17 protein-coding genes are annotated in these 18,083 nt (G+C 50.2%); 9 read left to right on the forward strand and 8 right to left on the reverse strand.

Annotation, left to right across the window (positions count from 1 at the left end):
- Positions 1-43 precede the first annotated feature (43 nt).
- The gene (ptsI, locus tag ACN28R_RS14415) at positions 44-1,771 is read left to right on the forward strand and encodes a phosphoenolpyruvate-protein phosphotransferase PtsI (protein WP_095834765.1); all 1,728 of its coding nucleotides are present in this window, start codon (positions 44-46) and stop codon (positions 1,769-1,771) included.
- A 47-nt stretch (positions 1,772-1,818) separates the two neighbouring features.
- On the forward strand, positions 1,819-2,328 hold the full coding sequence (gene crr / locus ACN28R_RS14420) for a PTS glucose transporter subunit IIA (RefSeq protein WP_048636057.1): 510 nt from the start codon (positions 1,819-1,821) through the stop codon (positions 2,326-2,328).
- Between the two features lie 162 nt (positions 2,329-2,490).
- Here crr and ACN28R_RS14425 read toward each other — a convergent pair whose 3' ends face one another.
- The 5 genes from ACN28R_RS14425 to ACN28R_RS14445 form a co-directional block, all read right to left on the reverse strand.
- Positions 2,491-3,879, reverse strand: coding sequence for an ATP-binding protein (locus ACN28R_RS14425; protein WP_095834766.1), 1,389 nt, complete (start codon positions 3,877-3,879; stop codon positions 2,491-2,493).
- Positions 3,879-4,559 (reverse strand): response regulator transcription factor, encoded by a 681-nt coding sequence (locus ACN28R_RS14430; RefSeq protein WP_048636059.1) that lies wholly within the window; start codon positions 4,557-4,559, stop codon positions 3,879-3,881. The genes ACN28R_RS14425 and ACN28R_RS14430 overlap by 1 nt, the downstream gene beginning before the upstream one ends.
- A 488-nt stretch (positions 4,560-5,047) precedes the next feature.
- Positions 5,048-5,764: a DUF554 domain-containing protein gene (locus ACN28R_RS14435; RefSeq protein WP_048636060.1), complete on the reverse strand. Its 717-nt coding sequence runs from the start codon at positions 5,762-5,764 to the stop codon at positions 5,048-5,050.
- Between the two features lie 37 nt (positions 5,765-5,801).
- Positions 5,802-6,386, reverse strand: coding sequence for a UbiX family flavin prenyltransferase (locus ACN28R_RS14440; RefSeq protein WP_095834767.1), 585 nt, complete (start codon positions 6,384-6,386; stop codon positions 5,802-5,804).
- 11 nt (positions 6,387-6,397) lie between these two features.
- Positions 6,398-7,885 carry a UbiD family decarboxylase gene (locus ACN28R_RS14445; RefSeq protein ID WP_095834768.1) on the reverse strand — a complete coding sequence of 496 codons (1,488 nt, stop codon included), beginning with the start codon at positions 7,883-7,885 and terminating at the stop codon, positions 6,398-6,400.
- 421 nt (positions 7,886-8,306) lie between these two features.
- Here ACN28R_RS14445 and ACN28R_RS14450 point away from each other — a divergent pair, with 421 nt between their 5' ends.
- Positions 8,307-9,191: a LysR family transcriptional regulator gene (locus tag ACN28R_RS14450; protein ID WP_095835811.1), complete on the forward strand. Its 885-nt coding sequence runs from the start codon at positions 8,307-8,309 to the stop codon at positions 9,189-9,191.
- Between the two features lie 187 nt (positions 9,192-9,378).
- On the opposite strand, the gene ACN28R_RS14455 is transcribed toward ACN28R_RS14450, so the two are convergent.
- Positions 9,379-10,287: a LysR family transcriptional regulator gene (locus ACN28R_RS14455; RefSeq protein ID WP_048636063.1), complete on the reverse strand. Its 909-nt coding sequence runs from the start codon at positions 10,285-10,287 to the stop codon at positions 9,379-9,381.
- A 148-nt stretch (positions 10,288-10,435) separates the two neighbouring features.
- Here ACN28R_RS14455 and ACN28R_RS14460 point away from each other — a divergent pair, with 148 nt between their 5' ends.
- From ACN28R_RS14460 to ACN28R_RS14485, 6 genes are all read left to right on the forward strand, one after another.
- The gene (locus ACN28R_RS14460) at positions 10,436-11,107 is read left to right on the forward strand and encodes an RraA family protein (protein ID WP_095834769.1); all 672 of its coding nucleotides are present in this window, start codon (positions 10,436-10,438) and stop codon (positions 11,105-11,107) included.
- Positions 11,101-12,312 carry an aminotransferase class I/II-fold pyridoxal phosphate-dependent enzyme gene (locus tag ACN28R_RS14465; RefSeq protein WP_095834770.1) on the forward strand — a complete coding sequence of 404 codons (1,212 nt, stop codon included), beginning with the start codon at positions 11,101-11,103 and terminating at the stop codon, positions 12,310-12,312. Before ACN28R_RS14460 ends, ACN28R_RS14465 begins: the two co-directional genes overlap by 7 nt.
- Positions 12,313-12,818: 506 nt before the next feature.
- The gene (locus ACN28R_RS14470) at positions 12,819-13,640 is read left to right on the forward strand and encodes an ABC transporter substrate-binding protein (RefSeq protein WP_048636066.1); all 822 of its coding nucleotides are present in this window, start codon (positions 12,819-12,821) and stop codon (positions 13,638-13,640) included.
- Between the two features lie 30 nt (positions 13,641-13,670).
- Entirely contained in the window at positions 13,671-14,369 is a 699-nt protein-coding gene (locus ACN28R_RS14475) for an amino acid ABC transporter permease (RefSeq protein ID WP_095834771.1), read from the forward strand.
- A gap of 2 nt (positions 14,370-14,371) precedes the next feature.
- A complete protein-coding gene (locus ACN28R_RS14480) occupies positions 14,372-15,112 on the forward strand; it encodes an amino acid ABC transporter permease (RefSeq protein ID WP_048636068.1) in 741 nt (246 codons plus the stop codon).
- Positions 15,113-15,146: 34 nt separating this feature from the next.
- A complete protein-coding gene (locus ACN28R_RS14485; RefSeq protein ID WP_269430050.1) occupies positions 15,147-15,905 on the forward strand; it encodes an amino acid ABC transporter ATP-binding protein in 759 nt (252 codons plus the stop codon).
- 220 nt (positions 15,906-16,125) lie between these two features.
- On the opposite strand, the gene ACN28R_RS14490 is transcribed toward ACN28R_RS14485, so the two are convergent.
- Positions 16,126-17,418 carry a TRAP transporter large permease subunit gene (locus ACN28R_RS14490; RefSeq protein ID WP_095834772.1) on the reverse strand — a complete coding sequence of 431 codons (1,293 nt, stop codon included), beginning with the start codon at positions 17,416-17,418 and terminating at the stop codon, positions 16,126-16,128.
- A 57-nt stretch (positions 17,419-17,475) separates the two neighbouring features.
- Positions 17,476-18,012 carry a TRAP transporter small permease gene (locus ACN28R_RS14495; RefSeq protein WP_095834773.1) on the reverse strand — a complete coding sequence of 179 codons (537 nt, stop codon included), beginning with the start codon at positions 18,010-18,012 and terminating at the stop codon, positions 17,476-17,478.
- Positions 18,013-18,083 lie beyond the last annotated feature (71 nt).

An 18,083-nucleotide genomic window follows, 5' to 3' on the forward strand; every position in this document is an offset into this window, starting at 1 on the left:
ACAAGCCTTTTTAGTGAACATCAGAATCGAGTAAGGTAGGGTTATGATTTCAGGCATATTAGTATCACCGGGTATCGCTTTTGGTAAGGCTCTCTTGCTGAAAGAAGATGAAATAGTCATCAACCGGAAAAAAATCTCTGCGGATCAAGTAGAGCAAGAAGTTGAACGTTTTCTGACTGGCAGGGCCAAGGCCGCTAAACAGCTGGAAGCCATCAAGATTAAAGCGGGCGAAACGCTTGGCGCAGAGAAGGAAGCCATCTTCGAAGGCCACATCATGTTGCTGGAAGATGAAGAGTTCGAGCAGGAAATCATAGCCCTGATTAAAGAAGAGCATGCTTCTGCCGACGCGGCCGCGTTTTCTGTAATTGAAAACCAGGCGAAAGCGCTCGAAGAACTTGACGATGAATATTTGAAAGAACGTGCGGCGGACATGCGTGACATCGGCAAACGTCTGCTGAAAAACATTCTTGGCATGACGATTATCGATCTGGGCGATATCGAAAACGAAGTTATTCTGGTCGCCACCGACCTGACGCCGTCAGAAACCGCACAGCTTAATCTGGATAAAGTACTTGGCTTCATTACCGACTTGGGCGGCCGTACTTCCCACACCTCCATCATGGCCCGCTCGCTGGAATTACCGGCGATTGTCGGCACCACCGATGCGACCAAACAGGTTAAAAACGGCGACTTCCTGATTTTGGATGCGGTTAACAACAAAATTTATCAGAATCCGTCACCCGAAGTGATTGAAGAATTAAAAGCCGTTCAACAGCAGTACAACACCGAAAAGTATGAACTCGCCAAACTGAAAGATCTGCCCGCGGTCACGCTGGACGGCCATCAGGTTGAAGTGTGCGCCAATATCGGCACCGTGCGCGATGTTGCCGGCGCTGAACGTAATGGCGCGGAAGGCGTAGGCCTGTATCGTACCGAATTCCTGTTTATGGATCGCGACGCCCTGCCGACCGAAGAAGAACAGTTCCAGGCTTATAAAGCCGTCGCGGAAGCCGTTGGCGCTCAGGCCGTTATCGTTCGTACCATGGACATCGGCGGCGACAAAGATCTCCCGTATATGAACCTGCCGAAGGAAGAGAACCCGTTCCTTGGCTGGCGTGCCATTCGTATCTGCCTGGACCGCAAAGAAATTCTGCATGCCCAGCTACGCGCCATCCTGCGCGCCTCCGTATTTGGCAAGCTGCGCATCATGTTCCCGATGATCATCTCTGTTGAAGAAGTACAAACGCTTAAGGCGGAACTGGAGATGTTGAAGGGGCAGTTGAGAGAAGAAGGTAAGGCATTCGACGAATCCATTGAAGTGGGTGTGATGGTTGAAACGCCGGCGGCGGCGACCATCGCCCATCATTTAGCGAAGGAAGTTGACTTCTTTAGTATTGGGACAAACGACTTAACCCAGTATACTCTGGCAGTTGATCGGGGTAATGAGCTGATTTCTCATCTCTATAACCCGATGTCTCCAGCAGTATTGACCCTGATTAAGCAGGTGATTGACGCATCCCATGCCGAAGGTAAGTGGACAGGAATGTGTGGTGAGCTCGCTGGCGACGAACGTGCTACACTACTGTTATTGGGAATGGGTCTGGACGAATTCAGCATGAGTGCAATCTCTATCCCACGCATCAAGAAAATTATCCGTAATGCGAATTACGAAGATGCGAAGGCGCTGGCGGAACAGGCGCTGTCTCAACCGACAGCACAAGAGTTGAGCAACCTGGTGAGCCGCTTCATTAAGGAAAAAACGCTCTGCTGAGTCCGCTATACTGACGCTGACCCAATATTAACGCTTAGGAGAAGATCATGGGTTTGTTCGATAAATTAAAATCTCTGGTTTCTGACGATAAGAAAGACACCGGCAGCATTGAAATCATTGCTCCGCTGTCTGGCGAAATCGTCAATATTGAAGATGTTCCTGATGTCGTGTTTGCTGAAAAGATCGTGGGTGACGGTATCGCCATTAAACCTACGGGTAACAAAATCGTCGCTCCGGTAGATGGCACTATCGGCAAAATTTTTGAAACTAACCATGCTTTTTCTATCGAGTCTGATAGCGGTATTGAGTTGTTCGTTCACTTCGGTATCGATACTGTCGAACTGAAAGGTGAAGGTTTCAAGCGTATTGCTGAAGAAGGCCAGCGAGTGAAGAAAGGCGACGTCGTCATTGAGTTTGACCTGCCTTTGTTGGAAGAAAAAGCCAAGTCGACTCTGACCCCTGTGGTTATCTCCAATATGGATGAAATCAAGGAATTGATTAAGCTGAGCGGTACCGTTGTTGTGGGTGAAACGCCGGTTATCCGTATTAAGAAATAAATCACATCGTTATCGACGATCGAAAAGCGGCACCTTCCAGGTGCCGTTTTTTATGGCGTGCTCCCACTCTCCGGGCCGTCGCCAGCGGCGATTTTTATTTCCCGCCGTCAGAGAGAATCATCTGGCATCCAACGCGGCTGCCGCGCGTGAGACAACGACCATTTACTGCCAACGGGGAATGCACAGGCAGATAACCAACCCGCCCTGTTCGCCATTCTCGGCCTCGATGTGTCCGCCATGCGCCAACACCACTTTACGGGCAATAGCCAATCCCAGGCCGTACCCTTTACCAGAAAGCGGCGATTCAATACGGATAAAGGGATCAAAGATGCTGGACAGCTTACTTTTCTCTACGCCGGGTCCCTGATCGGCCACTCGTATCGTCCATTCACGCTCATCGCCCTTCAGCGAGACATCCACTTTCTGCGCCCGTGAAGAAAAACGCAGCGCGTTACGCACGATATTATCAATCGCCCTGCGCATCAGTTCCGCATTTCCCTTAACCGTATGATCCAGGTTCTCATCCGCCTCAAAAAGGATGTCAACGCCGGGAATCTGCGCCTCGTAACGCGCATCATTGACTACCGCTTTTACCAATCCCAGCAAATCAAAATACTCTTCGTCAACACCGGAACTTTGGGTACGTGACAGCGCCAGCAACTCGCCAATCATCTTATCCATACGGGCGGCTTCACGCTCGATTCTCTGCAGTGAGCTTTCCGTATTTTCGGTATTCTGATGAGCCAGCCCGATCGCCAGTTGTAAACGGGCCAAAGGAGAACGCAATTCGTGGGAAACATCATGCAGCAGTTGTTCTCGGGTACTGACGAGTATATCCAGCCTTTCGACCATGGAATCAAAGTCTCGCGCTACCTCACTGATTTCATCATGTCGCTTGCGCATCAGCGGCAGCAGACGCACGGCGAGATCGCCTTGCGCGACCCGCCCCAAACCCGCGCGCAGCTGATCGAGCGGCCGGGCCAGATTCCATGCCAATAACCAACTGAAAAGTAATCCGCAAAAACCGCCGATCAAGAACAAAGGCGTGGGGATATTGAGAATTTCCCGCGGTCGGGTACGCGGACGAAACTCTTCACGCAGTTGCGTGGTATCGAAGCGCACCTGATACCATTCGCCTTGCGGCCCCTGAACCTGCCTTAACGTATTGACCGTAGCAAACTCATTAAACCCGGGGGCGGGCCTGGGTGGACGATCGGCATCCGGCTCTGGTTGCGCGCCTGGAACGGGTTCGCCCCCGATTTCCTGCTCGGGCAACGGCTGCGGCGATGTGGTTACCGAGATATAATTCCACTCCTTTTCAGGCCAATGGTCCGTCACGGAATGCCATTCAGCTATCCCCCCATGCTGCAACACGGCTAAAGCGATGTTTGACTGCATGGTGACGATACGCGTGACCGCCGTCTCCTCCATTGAGGATCTATGCGGTTCGCCATATAAAGAAAACGCGAGCCATAAAAGCTGCGAGATGATGATAAACGTCAGCCAGAATCCCAGTAATATTTTCCAAAAAAGCCGTCCGCGTATCATCATCAACGAATCCGGTATCCCACGCTGCGCACGGTTTCAATAGTCATCGTATTGCCTTCCAGCGCGCTGAGTTTCTGACGGATATTGCTGATGTGCACATCAACGCTGCGATCGTATGCCTCACGCCGCCGCCCCAGGCATTTTTCCGATAGCTCATCTTTTGAAACCACCCGTTCCGGAGCCCGCAACAGCAATTCCAGCAAATTAAATTCGGATGCGGTGAGATCAAAAGCCTGTCCCCGCCACTCGCTGCTGCGCGTCGCCGGATTGAGCACCAGCTCGCCATACGAAGCGACGCTGTCATCTTGTTTTTTACTCGGCTGATCGTCATAGCGACGCAGAACCGCCCTGAGCCGCGCAACCAGTTCCCGCGGATAACAAGGCTTCGGCATGTAGTCATCGGCGCCCATTTCCAGGCCGATCACGCGATCGATATTGTCGCCTTTCGCCGTCAGCATAATCACCGGCAACTGCTGATTCTTTCTGATCTGACGCAACACATCGATACCGCTCATGTCGGGGAGCATGATATCCAGGATAATCGCGGTGTATTCCCCTGACATCGCCCCTTCAATTCCTTCTTTGCCGGTCAATACCCTTGATGTAGCAAATCCCTCGGCATTCAGGTATTCGCAAAGCATATTCCCCAGTTCTACGTCATCATCGACCAGTAAAATTTTCATATCCTGTCTCCATTTGCGGATGTATCGTGCATTCTCAGGCCTGACATCAATCTTAGCAGCCAGATTTACAGAATTCTTACCCTTCATTAACTAAAGATTACCGATGCTTTTCTATAACAAAGAGTAAATTAACCCTTTAGCCCCCCTTTTCTATCGCTTAAATAATTCGAATTGCAGAAAGGCGCACAGGTAATGTGAAGTATGACGGGTATATATGAACATATCCGCAATGATAATAAGCATGACGACGCTCATATAATTGGCAGCAGGCCGCCCCGACACGAAGCGCCCCGCTTAAGCATCGTTTGATAACTGCAATTTCGTGAAATCATATAGCTCCGCGGTTTTTTCTTGTCTTTATTCTTGAACCTGTCGGAAAATAAGGCCAGTCGGCCCTGCGCGTCGCAAGGAAAGCGGAGTGATGATAGCGGGTTTGTCATTATCCTCATCAATAAGCCCGGCACGACGAACCGGGCGCCTTAATGGAGTTATCCTACCAGCATTGCCCAGAGGTACGAAAAAGGCATCACCAGTATCAGCCCAGGCAACATGTTCGCTACCGGGAACAGCTTGATATTACAGATTCGCAACCCCGTAGCCACCATGATCAACCCGCCGGCGCAGGAAAAATCGGCCATCATATCGGGCGTGGTCATCGGTAAAATGAAAACCGCCAGCATGGCCAATCCCAACTGAATAAGCAGCAAGGGAAGACCAATCGTCATCACCGAGTAGCCCAGCATCGTGGCGAAAATCGCCGAGGTAAAAAGATCCAATACGGTTTTGATATAAAGTATAGAGGGATCGCCGGTCATGCCCTCGTGCATCGCACCGAATATCCCAGTCCCGCTTGCGCAGAACAACACGAGAATAGCGACGAATTTTTCGGTGAATTCGTCGTGGGTGATACCTTGAACGGGCGGAAGAAACTTATTGACCACGCCGCGCGTGGAGCCTGCCGCTTTCCCGATTCCCTTCTCAACATAGAACAATTCGCCAATAACCGCCCCCAGTACCATAGCTAACACAACGGCGGGCATAAATTTTACTTTAATGACCAAATTGATGCCAAGGCCTACCGAGCACAAGCCAAAGGTCAACGGTAATGCGGATTTAACGCGATCGGGGATTTTGCTGCCGGCGAGAGCCCCCAGCAGACCGCCGACAACAACGGCCAATCCATTAACATAAGGACCGATTAACATCTTTTTTTCCTTAATGACTTCATTTAGATCGTCTCGATCACGCGGTATAAACGAGCTTACCTTCGCCCCAACGGGGCATGTTATCGACCTCTAAACCAAAGAGATCGAGCGCGCGGATAACGCTGTGGGAGACGATCTCATCCAATGATTGTGGACGCTGGTATAGCGCGGGAACCGGAGGAAAAATAATGCCGCCCATTTCCGTCACCGCCTGCATGTTACGGATATGACCCAGGTTCAGCGGCGTCTCTCGCGCCAGGAGCACCAGCTTGCGGCGCTCCTTAAGCACGACATCCGCCGCGCGGGTCAGCAGATTATCCGTCAGACAATACGCGATGGCCGCCAGCGTACGCATGGAACAGGGCGCAACTAGCATGCCCAAAGTTTTGAATGAACCACTGGATAGCGATGCGCCAAGGTTTCCGATGGGATGCACCACATCCGCCATCGCCATCACCTCGTCCAGCCGGTAGTTGGTTTCCAGTTGACAGGTTTTCTCCGCGCCTTTGGATACCACAAGATGCACTTCCAATCCTTTACCCTGTAAAAGCTCAAGGGCTTTCACGCCATACTGAAACCCGGACGCTCCGCTGATACCGATGATGATACGTTGTGTGGTCATTCTGCTAATCCTTATTCGAAGTCCGGCAGAAAGCGCTTCACGTCCACCTCTTTGAATTTCGAACGTTCAAAATGGCTCTTCAGATGGAAAGGCACGGTGCAATCAAAGAGGGTCTTGCACGACATACCTTGCTGCGAAATGCTCGGACTGTATGCCGGAACCTGGGAAGGATCCAACGGATGACAGCGCACGCCGGGGATAAACACGGTGTCGACATCCCCCTGATAGCGGGTTTGCATCGCCCACATCACGTCGTCGCTGTCGAATATATCCACATCTTCATCCACCAGGATGACGTGCTTCAGTTCCGAGAAGGCCGAGAACGCCAGCAGCGCGGCCTGACGCTGGCGCCCTTCATCCACGGGGGACGATTTTTTGAATTGCATGACGGCCAGCAATTTGCCGCCGCCGGCGGTATGGGCAAAAACGTTGAGCAGTTTGCCCGGCATCGCGCGTTCGACCATATCCAAAATGCTGGCTTCCGTCGGAATGCCCGCCATGTTCACATGTTCTTCGCCGGGGCCGACCGTCGTACGCCAAATCGGATTGCGGCGATGGGTAACCGCTTTAACCTTGATGACGGGGAGCGCTTCTTTCGCTTCGCCGGTATAACCGGGGAACTCCGGCATGGCCTTGCCGGTATTGGTATTCTGATCTTCGCGCACGCGGACATTGGGCAGCAATTCGCCTTCAATCACGATCTCCGCATGAGCGATGGCCTTCTCATTGATCGTGATGCATTTCGTCATTTCAACGGCATAACCGCGCAGCGCGCCGGCAATACTCAGTTCATCAAATCCTAGTGGCGTCGTCGGTGGTTCGAAGCAAGCGGCGACTTCAATGGCGGGATCGACGCCGATGCTGATAGAAATAGGCAGCGGTTTGCCTTTCGCTTCCGCTTTCATGCGGAAAGCATCGATATGACGTCCCGGCGTCAACCACATAGAGAGTTCGTCCCGGCTCTGGATACACAGACGATGGATCGTGATATCGGACTCATGCGTCTCCGGATCGGAGGCATAGCACAGCCCCATGGTGATATAAGGGCCGGCGTCTTCTTCCGTATTGGTTGGCGCAGGTAATAATTTTCGCAGATCGAAATCCGCATCGGTCGCCAGATGCACCACTTCCCGGCAGGTCGCTTTATCCGGTTCAACCACAACCGGCGGGATCGCATTTTTCACAGAATCCTTCAACAGGTGCCCCAGTCTTTCGGGAGGGCAATTCAGAAATTCGCCGACACGCTTACGGGAACCGTTCAGGCCGATAGCCACGCTGATGTCGTTAAAATTTTTGATTTTATTAAAGACCATTACCGGGCCGTTTTTACGGGTTGGCCGTTGGCATGTTCCGCCGGCGCCCACATAACGATAAATGCCGGACAACTCCGCGTGCGGATCCACTTCCACATCGGTTTCAACGTACTCGCCCGGCAGGGTTTTCAATAACTCCAGCGCAGAGCGTAAATCATAAACGTTATTTTTCGCTGTCTTGATCATGTTATTTCTTCCTCAGATATCCCGCCTTGACACCATGCAATCAAAGTGAATTCACATGGCTGAAAAATAAAGGGATTCTTCAGTATTTTCCGTTAATTAAAGAGCGCATTGTCGCTGAGTAGAAAATATATTCTTCAGCAGGGAGCGGCAAATACCGTTTAGGTTATAAAGAACAGATCAATAAAGTGTAATGAGAAACGAGGTGAGATCAGAGAAGGCGATGGCGGCCAATGGATTTAAATTCCTAGACGCTCGTTTTCACAAAATAGCAACAAATCCCCGATACGGAAAGCATAATTAAACATGCAGCACCCGCCGTTATCAGTTAGAGACTTGCTGCCGCCGTATGAGAGAATAAGATAACGATCCATATACCCTGATGATTGTCATCAGCGTGGGATGGTTGGGTGGAAAAATCTTTATGGATTTGAAAAGGCTAAGATATTTTTGCAAAGTAGTAGAACAGAGCTCTTTCAGCAAAGCGGCCCAGTTGCTGAATATGGCGCAACCGCCGTTGAGTAAACGTATTCAAGAATTGGAAGAGGAACTCAATGTCTCACTATTTATGCGCAAGGGGAATCGGATTGAGACAACGGATGCCGGTTATTTCCTTTATCGTAAAGCATGTAAACTATTAAGGGAGGTTGAAGATACGGCAAGGGAAACGATCCAGATTGCCAATAGTGAACGTTACATATTGCGCATTGGTTTAACGCACTTATTTCAGTCTTATTTCAAGCCACTATTTTTAGAATTGCATCGGCGCTGTCCTCATGCGGAAATTAACGTGATGGTTTCTGATTCCAGTAATCTTGAATCCAGCCTGAATGATAAGTTAATTGACGTCGCATTGATTCAAAGACCTTATCATAATGAGGGTTATGACTCGATGACATTTAACCCGGTACCGCTGGTTGCCGTGGTGAGTAAAAAAATCATGCCGATCCCGCCGGACAACCCCTTCCCTTACCTCGAACTTGGTCAACTCCCGCTGATATTGCTGCATCGCTCCCGTGATTCCGGTGTTTATGAAATCTTGCTCGACCTTTTCCGCAAAGGCGGCGTTAACCCCAATGTGCTGATGCATATCACGCAGCCCGGCGTTATCCTCGATTGGCTGGAGTCAGGGCTTGAGGCCGCTACGTTGCTCCCCAGTTCGGAAGTCGATAGCAGCAAACTGCAACATTGCCATGTACTGAATGTTTTCCCATCGCCACTGGTCTTTTTCCCGGCATTGGTGAAAACGCCGGCTACGCCGTATATGACCGAACTGCTGGAGATTGTAGAACGGGGATATCCGTTTTGAGCGTGACCAGGCCGCGATGGCGCCGGAATAGAGCCGCGCAGGGAACGCAGGCGCAGCAACGTAAAACGCGCGAAAATGCCTGTCATAAAAAAATCGCCCCGCCGACGAACATGGCGGGGCGATAACATCCTCCCGCTAACGGCCGCATAATAAGGAAGAGGCCGACACGATGTCCGCCGCCATCGGTTTAAGCATCGTTTGATAACTGCAATTTCGTGAAATCACATAGCTCCGCGGCTTTTTCCGCGATAGCCGGAACAACGCCAAAGGTTCGGTCGGTGCGGTACATAACGGCATAACGTACCAGAGGCGGCGCGGGCTTTAGCTTTATTACCCCCAGCTTTTGTTGATCCACCAGAAATTTCAGACATTTCACTGGAAGGTAGGTGATGCCGATCCCTGAAATCGCCAATCCAATCTGCGCCAGCAAATTGTTGCTGATAATATTTTTGTTGAACGTAATACCCCGGCTCGAAAAGTAACGTTCGTAAATCAGGCCGGTGCCGGACTGCGCGCCTTGTAATAAAAACGAATAGTCGGGGATATCCAGTAAATCCAGCTCCGTACCCTGGGGAATAAGTTTAGGCGAACACATCCACGCGTTTTCAACGCTTTTTAACGGTACTGATATTAACCGGACGTCATTGAAAATATCGGGAACGATAATTAAATCCAGCAAGTCATTGGTAATATTTTCATATAAAACCGAACTCAGCTCGATTGACGGCTCAATTCGCACCCGGGGATATACCGATCGGATCGACTCGATCAGGCTCGGCAGCCACGTCATCGCCGTCAATTCAGTCACCCCCAGGCGTAACCGGCTGACCAGCACCTGTTTATCACTGATTCTCTCCAGCAGTTGATCGCGCCGGTGAATAATATCGGTACAGTAATCCAGCAGCTCCCGGCCCTTCTCCGTCAGTTGGGCGCTGCGGCTCCTTCTGTCGAAAATTTCAATATTGAAGGATTCCTCAAGTTCATGGATCCGCTTCGAAATAGCGGACTGCGACATATTGAGCTTACTGGCGGCCGCTTCAAAACTCCCTGACGTGACGATCCAATAAAGCGCATCAATTTGCTTGAAGGTGATCATAGCGCTATCTCATGAACAAAAGTGATGAATTTAATTCATAAAATATCGCTAAAACTCTCCAAATACTATGGGTAGTATCACAATTGCTGTTGTGTACATCCAACCACCGATCAAAAGCAGATGTAATACTATGATTCAGAGGGGAAAAATGAACTTACCCGGAAGCGTGATTAACCCTGCGCCACAGCCTGTCAGCCAGAAAGTACGCGACGCCTTCATCCATGTCGTCACCCCGCATATCAGCGACAATCTGTCACGCAGCATCGGTATTAACGGACTCACCCGTTATAACCAGTCTGGAAAACTCATCGGCACTGCGCTCACCGTGAGATCCCGCGGTGGAGACAACCTTGCCGTCTATCAGGCCATGACCATGCTCAAGCCCGGCCACGTGCTGGTTATCGATGCCGAAGGCAATCTGAATAATGCGGTAATCGGCGAGCTGATCAAACTGGAGTCGGTAAGACGCGGCTGTGTGGGCTTCATCGTGGATGGCGCCATACGGGATATCGCCAGTTTCGCCGATACGCCTTGCTATGCCAGAGGCGTGACCCATCGCGGCCCCTACAAAGACGGCCCGGGCGAAGTCAACATTCCGGTCTGCGTTGGCGGGCAGATCGTCAATCCTGGCGACATCGTGGTCGGCGATGAGAATGGCGTTGTCTGCTTCGCCCCCCAATTCGCCGACGAGCTACTGGCGTTAGCCGCTGAACACGCGGCCAAAGAAGAAATCATCAAACAACAGATCGCCTCCGGCGCTGAAGACCAAACCTGGTTCACTCACATACTCAGACAAAAAGGATTACTTAAATCATGGTGAATAAAAAACAAACATCCGGGCGTCTGAACCGCATCAAGCCATCGCCCAGTATCGCCGCCAACGATCTGGTCAATAAACTGCGCGCCGAAGGCAAGGATATTATTAATTTCACCATTGGCGAGCCGGACTTTGATACGCCGGAGCACATCATCGCCGCCGCGGTCGCCGCCATGGAAAACGGGGAAACCCACTACACGCCGGCCAGTGGAACCCTGACGCTGAGAAAAGCGGTCAGCGAAAAATTAAGCCGGGATAATCAACTGGATTATTCCCCGGATGAGATTGTCTGCGGCTGCGGCGGAAAACACATTATTTTTCATGCTTTCGCGTCTACCTTGAATGAACAGGATGAAGTGATCATCCATGCGCCCTACTGGGTATCCTATCCGGACCTGGCGATCCTGAACGAAGCCTTCCCTATCGTTATTGAAGGCCGCGAAGAAGATAACTTCAAGCTAATGCCGCAAGATCTGGAAAAAACGCTAACGCCCAACACCAAGTGGCTGGTACTGAATTACCCGAATAATCCAAGCGGCGTGATCTATACGGAGAAGGAACTTCTCGCGCTTGCCGAGGTGTTAAGAAAATATCCCAACGTGCTCATCATGCTGGATGAAATCTATGAATATTTTGTCTATCCAGGTAATCAACATATCTCCATGGCTAAGGTCGCCCCGGATTTGAAAGATCGTATGTTGATCATTAACGGCGTTTCTAAAGGCTACGCCATGACCGGGTGGCGCCTCGGCTATGGCGCCGGGCCGCAGTGGCTGATTGCCGCGATCGGCAAACTGATCTCCCAAACAACAACCTGCCCCAGCTCTGTCAGTCAGGCCGCCGCCGCCGCCGCGCTTTCCGGCGACCAGGCGCCGGTCCGCCGCATGCTGGAAATTTACCAGCAGCGTCGCAACCGGATATCGGAACTATTGAGCGATGTGCCCGGACTACATTTTACGCCGCCGTCCGGTGCGTTTTATTTATTTCCCAACGTCTCCGGATTGCTGGGGAAAATCACGCCGGCAGGCGAGAAAATAAGTTCCGATGACGATGTGGTGCAGTATTTACTGCGGGAAGGCGGCGTGGCGACCGTCGGCGGCCGAGCTTACGGCCTGTCGCCCTACATCAGGATCTCCTTTGCCAGCTCGCTGGAAATTATTGAAGAAGGATGCCGCCGCATCAAGAACGCGCTCGCTAAATTAAAGTGATGCGTTAATATTCAAACGCCGCATTATATTCCCCGTTATTATTCTTCGCATGATGGCTCAATTTAATTGAGTCATCATCTATTTCACCCATGGCATATTAAAATCCTATATCTCCCGCCACGGCGCAAAATAAAATGACTTATCCCCTCTCAGGCGGAATATTCGCCATTTCCGTTATCTCCGCGCTGAATCATGAAGAAAAGTAATTTTAAACCAACATAAAAAATCACTTTTTTTGCCACGATAAATGGTCTATTACTAATATTCATCGTGATTTGCTTCTGTTGAGCCTTTCACAACCTATTGATGAGCACATTAATTTTATGTTCTGTAAGCGGACGCCAATATCTCTGGGCCCCCTGACGCCCCAACGGAACGACATGAATAGTGACGACCAACATACATATTTTTATTTCGACAGGCACACAGTAAGGTGAGACGTATTGCCTCCACCTTATTACTTCCAGCAATTTTATATAGAACGTTTGTAAACAAGGGGAACGACAATGCGTAAAACATTACTAGCCACATTGGGCGCTGTTGTGATGTCTTTTCTGGCAGGAACATCGGCCCACGCCGACCAGCTTTCCGATATCAAAACTAAAGGAACGCTGGTATGCGGCACTTTGGGTACCGCCGAGCCATTTAGCTTTCCTAATCCTCAAACCCGGGAAATCCAGGGATATGACGTGGATTTTTGCAACGCCATCGCCAAGAGTCTGGGTGTTAAACCAGAGCTCAAACTGATTTCCGTCGCCGCGCGCATTCCCGAATTGCAGCAGGGCCGCGTCGACCTGCTGGTAGCCAATCTCGGCTGGACGCCGGAACGTGCGCAACAAATCGTCTATAGCGATAGTTATTATGCCAGCCTGCAGAAAGTCGCGGCCAAGGCCAGCCAGGGATTCAAAACGCTGGACGATCTTGAAGGTAAACGCGTGAGCGCGCCCAAAGGCTCAACCTCCGAAGCCGCGGTGAAAAGCCGTTTACCCAGCGCCAGAGTCATCACCTTCCAGGATCCTCCCGCCGCGTTTCTCGCCATGCAGCAGGGTAAAGTAGAAGGTTTCGCCGTCTCGGAAATTATGCTGATGAAATTCAAAAAACAGGTCGAAAGCAGTTCGCCGATCGCCATCCTCGAACCGGCTTTAATGACCGAAGCATGGGGCGTCGGCATGAAGAAAGGCGAAACCGCATTGATCGATCAGGTCAACAGCACCTTGCAAGCGATGGAAAAATCGGGTGAAGCGCAGCAGATCTTCGATAAATGGCTGGGAGAGGAAACCTCTTACGGTCTGCAGCGCGGCTTCACTATCGCTCCGATAAAAGGTTGATAGGAAAGAGAAAACATATCAGGAGATTCAATGGGAACCCAATTAGATTTCTCAGTATTGACACAAGGCGAGTATCCGCACTGGATACTCCAGGGCGTCATTACAACCGTTGAACTGACCGCATTGGCATGGGTAATTTCTCTGGTGGTGGGGACATTGCTCGCCCTGATCCGCATGAGCAATAGCCGTGTGGGGAAAATGCTGGTGGCCTGCTATGTTGAGTTTCATCAGAACGTCCCTATGCTGGTGCAGATTTTCCTTTGGTATTTCGGCATTCCCACGTTATTTCCTGAAGAGGTGCAAGCCTGGACGAATACGCATAACAGCGAATTCCTGTTTGCGTTTATTGCCGTCGGGCTCTGCATGGGCGCTTACATATCGGAGGATCTTCGCGCAGGGATTCGGACCATACCCCGGTCACAGATTGAAGCCTCTCGGGCGTTGGGGCTGGGGTATGTACAAGCGTTCCGCCTGGTTGTCTTTCCACAAGCGGTACGAGTCGCTCTACCGACATTAATCAACCATACCGTACTGCTGTTCAAGAATACCAGCCTGGCAATGACCGTTGGCGTTGCGGAACTGACCTATGTAGCGAGAGAAATTGAGAGCCAGACATTTCATACCGCCGAAATTTACGCGGTGGTGACCGCTCTGTACTTGCTTGCCTCTTTGCTCATCATGTTCACCGGGTCCGTGCTCGAACAGCGTTATCGGATTAAAGCGAGGTAGGAATGAGCGATATCCTATTAATTTTTAAAGATAACTGGCTGTTGCTGCTGGTGGGCCAATATCCTCATGGCCCGCTTGGCGGACTGGCGATTACCTTTTTGCTTTCCATCTTCGGTCTGCTGCTCGCGTTCCCATTAAGCGTAGCGATTGCCCTGGCTCGCGTCAGCCCGTTTCGCTGGCTGCGCGTACCGGCTACCGTACTGGTTTACGCCGTTCGCGGTATCCCATTGGTTATGCTGATTTTTTGGGTTTACTTTTTCGTTCCGCTGTTAATCGGCCAGACGGTGAATGGTTTCACCACCATGCTGGTGACGCTGGTGATTTATCAGGCAGCCTATCTTGCGGAGATCATTCGCGCCGGGATCGCCGGGCTGCCCAAGGGGCAGACTGAAGCCGCGCGCGCGGTAGGACTGAGCTATATGCAGACCACCGTAAAAGTGATCCTGCCGCAGGCGCTCTACAACATGATGCCAGCCATGATTAGCCAGTTTGTTTCGACCATAAAAGAGACCTCTCTGGGCTATGTCATCAGCGTGAATGAACTGACGTTCGCCGCTAACCAAATTAACAGTACGCTTCTGACCAAACCGTTCGAAGTGTTCCTGATTCTGACCGTTATTTATTTTTTACTTTGTTTTTCATTAACACAATTAGCTCGTTACGTAGAAAGGCGCATCAATAAAAAACGCGCCGGCGAGAAAAATACAATAATTACTGAATTATCCACTTCGGCCTCAAGCTGAATGGACAATGAATTCCACACCAGGGAATCTTATTATGACCAATAACACAACACGCAAAGTACCGATGATTGTCTTTAAGTCAGTCAATAAATGGTATGGGGATTATCATGCGCTGAACGATGTAACGGCACACATATCCAAAGGCGAGGTGGTGGTTGTTTGCGGCCCTTCGGGGTCGGGAAAATCGACGCTGATCCGGACGGTAAATCGTCTGGAGGATATACAGCAAGGGTCGATACAATTTGACGGGCAAGACATTCATTCGCCGGCATTGGATCTGAACAAGTTCCGCAGCCATGTCGGATTTGTGTTCCAGAGCTTTAATCTTTTTCCCCATCTGTCGGTGGCGGAGAATATTATGCTGGCGCCGATCAACGTACTGAAGAAAAAGAAAAGCGAAGCGCGGGAACGGGCGAAAGCGTTACTCGACCGAGTGGGGCTGGCGGCCAAAATTGACGCTTATCCGGGCCAGCTCTCCGGAGGGCAACAGCAGCGGGTGGCGATCGCTCGCGCTTTGGCGATGGATCCGCCCGCCATGCTGTTCGACGAACCGACCAGCGCACTGGACCCGGAAATGGTCGGCGAAGTGTTACAGGTAATGAAAAGCCTGGCCAGGGAGGGAATGACCATGATGTGCGTCACGCACGAAATGAATTTCGCCCGTGAAGTGGCCGATCGCGTCTTATTTATGGATAACGGATGCCTGGTCGAAACCTCGACCCCGGATGAATTTTTCTCCAATCCGCAGAGCGACCGGGCGCGGAAATTCCTTACGGAGCTGCGCGCCCATTAGCGCTACGCCACACCCCATCCGTAGGGATCTCCCTGATGGGCCAACGCCGGTGCTGTTCAAAAACGAACCAGACTCATTTTTCCTGGCACGAACTGATCATCCGGCGTTTGAAACCATCATCAACTTACTAAAAAATAAACCCTGGTGTTAGCAATAATCAAATAATAAATACCACTGAATAATTTTATTAATTTATCGTAAAACGGCCATTCTATTATTATCAGTTTGTTAACCATGCCAGCGGCACCATAACCAACTGCGGGAAAAGCACCAGTAGAAATAATACGACGAACTGAGCCAGAACAAACGGCCACACCCCCACCAGAGCCTGATTCATAGAAAGTCCGGCAATTCCCCTGACCACATTTAGTACATTCCCGGCTGGCGGTGTTAATAATCCAATCGCGTTATTCATAATAAACAATACGCCGAAATAGACAGGATCAATACCAGCCTGTACCACAACTGGCAATAATACTGGGGTGAGAATCAGAATGGTTGGCGTGAAATCCATAAACATTCCGATGATGATGATAATCACCATCATGATCAGCAGCATCACCATCGGCTTATCACTAAAAGGACGTAGCATATCGGCGAATTCCGCCGGAATATTGGCAACGGTGATCATATAAGCGGATAGCATTGCGGCAGCAACCATCAGCATAATCACCGCGGTTAATTTTGCGGCATTCAGACACAATTCAAAAATATGACGTAACTTTATTTCCCGGTAAATCACGACGCCGACAAAAAGCGAATAAATGGCGGCAACAACCGCAGCTTCTGTCGGTGTAAATAGCCCCATTCTCAAACCGACAATAATAATCACTGGCAGCATTAGCGCCCAGACACTGCGACGTGTTTCATGCCAACGTTCACGTAAACTGACTTTCGGAAAAACCTTCAACTGACCTATTTTATCAGTACGCCCCATCAAGATATACCAGGTCACTACCAGAGAAAGAGCCATTAATAAACCGGGCACAATACCGGCCATAAATAACTTCGTAATAGAAACGTTGCCAATAATTCCAAATAAAATTAACCCGACTGACGGCGGCAACACCGGGGCAATAACACCGCCAGCGCCCAGCAAACCAGCAGAACGCCCCAGATCATAACCCCCCGCCCGCATCATCGGTAATAGCATGGCAGCCAGCGCGGCAGTGTCGGCCACTGCCGACCCGGACAGGCTAGCCATGATCAGTGCGGCGAAAATGACCACATAACCAAGCCCGCCGGGAACATGGCCGACCCAAGCCACCGCCAGATTGACAATACGCTTTGACAATCCGCCCGCCAGCATAAACTCACCGGCCAGCAGGAAAAAAGGGATCGCCAGCAATGCAAAATTATCAGCGCCAGGAATAATGGTTTGAATAATAATTTGTGGATCAAACATCCCTTGGGACACCATTAACACCACACCACTGAGCAACAGTGCGAATGCCACTGGAACGCCTAATGCCAGAGAACCTAACAGGATGATAATAAATAGGGTTATAATCATATTTTATCCTAAATAACTGACAGTCTAATATGGTGGCATATGGCGAATCACACCGAATTATTCTATTTCAGCATCTATCTCTTCGGATTTCTTTTTCCCACCGGGCGCCATTGAGTACTCATCCTCACTGACTTTATTCATAAATAATCGAAAAATATTATAAATATATATTAACGCCATACTTCCTGATGAAATATAAATCACCCCATAGACTAACAGTAGCGGAATACCGCTGACCGGAGCAGGATCGTCGACAAATAATTCATGTTGTAACCAGAAACCATAAAACATCAGTACACAGCAAACCATAACCAGTAGTTGCGTTATCCCCCAGCATATTTTCCGAGATAATCGGGGTAATAGCTGCTGTACGGTATCCACACTTAAATGACGCTGATCGCGCGATGTACTAATAACACCTAAAAAAATCACCCAGAAAAAGCAGAACCGAGATAGTTCGTCAGACACAGGAAAACCGGAATGAAAACCATACCGCATAACCACATTGCCAAAAACCATCACCACCATACTGATGATGCATATCACCAAGATAATATCCACTAATCTGAATAATTTATTTATGATATAAGCCATATATTCCTCGTTACCAGCACGGCTATCAGTACAGAAATATTTATCTTCTATGTATTAAGGTCCGGCACACC

The sequence above is a fragment of the Brenneria goodwinii genome, from assembly GCF_002291445.1.
Taxonomy (GTDB): domain Bacteria; phylum Pseudomonadota; class Gammaproteobacteria; order Enterobacterales; family Enterobacteriaceae; genus Brenneria; species Brenneria goodwinii.